Origin of the sequence: Pseudomonas cyclaminis, from assembly GCF_015163715.1 — a bacterium.
Classification (GTDB): domain Bacteria; phylum Pseudomonadota; class Gammaproteobacteria; order Pseudomonadales; family Pseudomonadaceae; genus Aquipseudomonas; species Aquipseudomonas cyclaminis.
The window spans coordinates 1-4,111 of the sequence record NZ_JADDUM010000210.1 but is presented as its reverse complement, the minus strand read 5'-3'; the positions used below and the strand labels follow the sequence as shown (position 1 = coordinate 4,111).

The following is a 4,111-nucleotide window of genomic DNA, read 5'->3' as shown; positions in this document are numbered from 1 at the left end:
ATCCCCGGCGCGGTGAATTTCGAGTGGACCGCCGGCATGGACAAGGCACGCAACCTGCGCATCCGCCGCGACATGCCGCAAATCCTCGAAGACCTCGGGCTGACGAAAGATAAAGAAATCATCACCCACTGCCAGACTCACCACCGCTCTGGCTTCACCTACCTGGTGGCCAAGGCGCTCGGTTATCCGCGAGTCAAAGGTTATGCCGGTTCCTGGGGCGAATGGGGCAACCACCCCGACACCCCCGTTGAGATTTAAGGTTTAAGGACAGTTATGAAAAAGCAGTTGTTTATCCTCAGCCAGTACTTGCTGCCGCACCACCTGCTGTCGCGCCTGGCGGGCTGCATTGCCGAGTGCCGCGTGCGCTGGTTCAAGAACGCCTTCACCACCTGGTTCGCCAAGCGCTACCAGGTGGACATGTCCCAGGCGCTGGTTGAAGACGTGACCGCCTACGAGCATTTCAACGCCTTCTTCACCCGTGCCCTCAAAGAGGGTGCGCGCCCACTGGACCAAACTCCAGGCGCAGTGCTCAGCCCGGCCGATGGTGCGGTCAGCCAGTTGGGTCCGATTGAGCATGGTCGTGTGTTCCAGGCTAAAGGCCACAGCTTCAGCGTGCTGGAGTTGCTGGGTGGCGATGCGGCTGTAGCAGCACCGTTCATGGGCGGGGATTTTGCGACGGTTTATCTGTCGCCCAAGGACTACCACCGCGTGCACATGCCACTGGCCGGCACCCTGCGGGAAATGGTCTATATCCCGGGCCGCATCTTCTCGGTCAACCAGACCACCGCCGAAAATGTGCCGGAGCTGTTTGCGCGTAACGAACGCGTTGCCTGCATCTTCGACACCGAGCGTGGGCCGATGGCTGTGGTATTGGTGGGCGCGATGATCGTCGCGTCGATTGAAACCGTATGGGCTGGCCTGGTGACGCCACCGAAGCGCGAGCTGAAAACCTTCCGCTACGACGAAGCCGCACGTGCGCCGATTCACCTGGAGAAAGGCGCGGAGCTGGGCCGCTTCAAGCTGGGTTCGACCGCGATTGTGCTGTTCGGGCCGGATCAGGTTAAGTGGTCTGAAGAACTGCTGGCGGGTTCGCCTGTGCAGATGGGCCAAGGCATGGCTTTACCTAAAGCCTGATGTAGAACCCAATGTGGGAGGGCAAGCCCCGTCCCACATTTTTGACCGAGTTTCGCCCGTTAGAGCTGACCGTCGCGGTCGCGAAAGCCGAGCAGATACAGCACGCCATCGAGCCCCAACGTCGAAATCGCCTGCTTGGCCGATTGCTTGACCAACGGCTTGGCACGGAACGCTACACCCAACCCGGCAATCGCCAGCATCGGCAGGTCATTCGCCCCGTCGCCGACCGCAATGGTCTGCTCCAGACGCAAACCTTCCTTGTGGGCCAATTCCTTCAGCAGATCCGCTTTGCGCTGCGCATCGACGATCGGCTCCACCGCCACGCCCGTCACCTTGCCATCCACCACTTCCAGCTCGTTGGCGAACACATAGTCGATGCCCAGCTTGGCCTGCAATTGCTTGGCGAAGTAGGTGAAGCCGCCGGACAGGATCGCAGTCTTGTAGCCCAGGCGCTTGAGTTCGGCGAACAGGGTTTCGGCGCCTTCGGTCAGGCGTAACGAGGCACCGATAGAGTCCAGCACGCTGACATCCAGGCCTTTGAGCAGCGCCAGACGCTCTTTGAAACTGGCGCGAAAGTCCAGCTCACCGGCCATGGCGCGTTCGGTGATCGCCGAAACCTGCTCGCCCACGCCCGCGGCCTTGGCCAGTTCGTCGATGACTTCAGCTTCGATCAGCGTGGAGTCCATGTCGAACACCGCCAGGCGACGGTTACGACGGAACAGCGAGTCTTCCTGGAAGGCGATGTCGACATTCAGTTCCTGGGCCACGCTGAGGAATTCTGCGCGCAGGGCCTGCGGGTCGGCCGGTTCGCCGCGCACGGAGAACTCGATGCAGCCCTTGCCTTGGTCAGCAGGCGTGTCCAGGGGCATGCGGCCCGACAGACGGTCGATATGATCGATATTCAGGCCGTACTGCGCCGTGATCGAGCTGACGCGCTGCAGCTGTTCGGCGGTGACCTTGCGGGTCAGTAACGTAACGATATGGCGCTTCTTGCCCTGGCCGGCCACCCAGTGCTGGTAATCCTCTTCGGACACCGGGGTGAAACGCACCTGTTGGTCGAGCTTGTACGCGGTAAAGAGGATGTCCTTGAGCACCGACGAGGCCTGCTCGGTGCTAGGGATTTCCACCAGGATGCCGAACGACAGGGTGTCGTGGATCACCGCCTGGCCGATGTCGAGAATGTTCACACCACCCTGGGCCAGCACACCGGTAATGGCAGCGGTAAGACCCGGACGGTCTTCGCCAGTGATGTTAATCAGGACAATTTCGCGCAAGGCGCACCCCCAGGCTGGAAAAAAACCGCATTCTACCCACTTTCAGTGACCATCGGGCACAGCCAGCGCTTTGCCGGTCTTGGGCCTGTCGCTATACTGCGCGTCAACTTCACGGACCGAGAGCCGAGCGCAAGTGAACCGGCCCACGCCAGTAAAAACCGATAACTTCTTCCTGCTGATCTTCCGGGCACTGCGCCACCGCCGTGTACCGATCGCATTACGCATCGCCAGCCATAACGTGATCCTGGTCGCCCTGGCCCTGGTGATCTACGCCTGCGTGATGGGTTTGCAGTTCAAGCAGGCCATGCACGAGCAAGCCGACGCCCTGGGCGAGAGCCTGACCACCCAGACCGCCACCTCGGCGACTGAGCTGTTGGTGTCCAACGACATCCTCAGCCTCAACGTGCTGCTCAACAACCTGACCAAGAACCCGCTGGTGGCTCACGCCGCGATCTACAGCGTGGACAACCGCATCATGGCCGAAGCCGGGCAGCGCCCGAAAAATGGCCTGCTGGGTGAAGCCGAAGGCCTGTACCAGAGCAATATCACATTCCAGGATGTGAAGGCCGGCCAACTGCGCATCAGCCTGGACATGCAGCAATTCCAGCAGCCGATGACCATCAGCCTGCAAAGCATGGGCATCCTCAGCGCGATCCTGCTGGCACTGGCACTGGCCTTGAGCCTGCGCCTGGGCCGGCATATCTCCACGCCCTTGATGCAACTGCGCATCTGGCTGCGGGATATCGACGAACATACCCCGGCCACCGACCGCCAGGATGAAATCGGCGACCTCGCCCGCCAACTGCACGCCAGCTTCGCCCCGGAGCCAGCGCCCAAGGCTGAACCGGAGCCTGAGTTCGACGACACCGATTACGACGACGAACCCGAGTTTGAAGTGCGCGACCTGCGTGATCCAGGCTTCGATGAGAGCGCACCGGTGGCAGGCCTCAAACCCGCTACGCGCAAGGTAATCCAGGCCGAAGAAGACGAGCTGGACGACGAAGACCCCTTCGCCGACCTGCGCGACACCTCGGTCAGCAGCCCGGCCATCGCGCCAAAGCCGGTACCGGCAAGGAACACCGAGCCCCAGCACAGCGCCGTACTGGCCGTGCAACTCGGTGCCCAGGACCAACTGCGCCGCCTGCCCCGCGCACGCCTGACCGAATTGCTGGAACGTTACCGCGATTGCCTCGACCAGGCCGCCTCGCTGTACCAGAGCGAACTGCACACCCTGAACGATGGCAGCACGCTGATGCTGTTCCACAGCGAAGACAGCGGCGAAGACTACCTGACCAACGCCATCTGCTGCGGCGAGTTACTGCGCGCCCTGGGCCATGCCCTGCAGATCGAAGTGGCGGACAGCGGCATCACCCTGCAACTGCAGCTTGGCTTGACGGTGGGTGACGACTTGTTCGGCATGAGCCAGATCGATCTGCTGCTGACCGAGATCGCCCAGGACGCCTTGGCCCTGTCGCAACACAGCCGCAACCTGCTGCTGGTGGAGCGCAAGATCAGCGAAGACACGCTGATCCGCCAACGCGCCCGCATCCGCCCGATTGCCAGCCCTGAAGGCGCCAGCTGTGTGGAGCGATTGATGGAACCGTACCCGTCGATGCTGGAGCGTCAGTTGGCGCGGATGCATGAGACCCGCAAGCCCTGAAGCACACTGCCGGGCTAATGTGAGAGGGGGCTTGCCCCAATGC

Annotated in this window: 4 protein-coding genes; 3 read left to right on the top strand and 1 reads right to left on the bottom strand. The window is 61.9% G+C overall.

What is annotated here, in order from left to right; all coding sequences use genetic code 11:
- Both IQK56_RS23980 and asd read left to right on the top strand, forming a co-directional pair.
- A partial coding sequence (locus IQK56_RS23980) for a rhodanese-like domain-containing protein (RefSeq protein WP_279649419.1) occupies nucleotides 1-258 on the top strand: 258 nt, incomplete at its 5' end.
- Nucleotides 259-273: 15 nt separating this feature from the next.
- Nucleotides 274-1,134, top strand: a complete 861-nt coding sequence (asd, locus tag IQK56_RS23975; protein ID WP_122308464.1) for an archaetidylserine decarboxylase — start codon at nucleotides 274-276, stop codon at nucleotides 1,132-1,134.
- A 59-nt stretch (nucleotides 1,135-1,193) separates the two neighbouring features.
- Here asd and serB read toward each other — a convergent pair whose 3' ends face one another.
- The gene (serB, locus tag IQK56_RS23970) at nucleotides 1,194-2,408 is read right to left on the bottom strand and encodes a phosphoserine phosphatase SerB (RefSeq protein WP_122305487.1); all 1,215 of its coding nucleotides are present in this window, start codon (nucleotides 2,406-2,408) and stop codon (nucleotides 1,194-1,196) included.
- Between the two features lie 133 nt (nucleotides 2,409-2,541).
- Between serB and IQK56_RS23965 the strand changes: the two genes are divergently transcribed.
- Nucleotides 2,542-4,068: an AhpA/YtjB family protein gene (locus tag IQK56_RS23965; protein WP_122305488.1), complete on the top strand. Its 1,527-nt coding sequence runs from the start codon at nucleotides 2,542-2,544 to the stop codon at nucleotides 4,066-4,068.
- The last annotated feature ends 43 nt before the right edge of the window (nucleotides 4,069-4,111 follow it).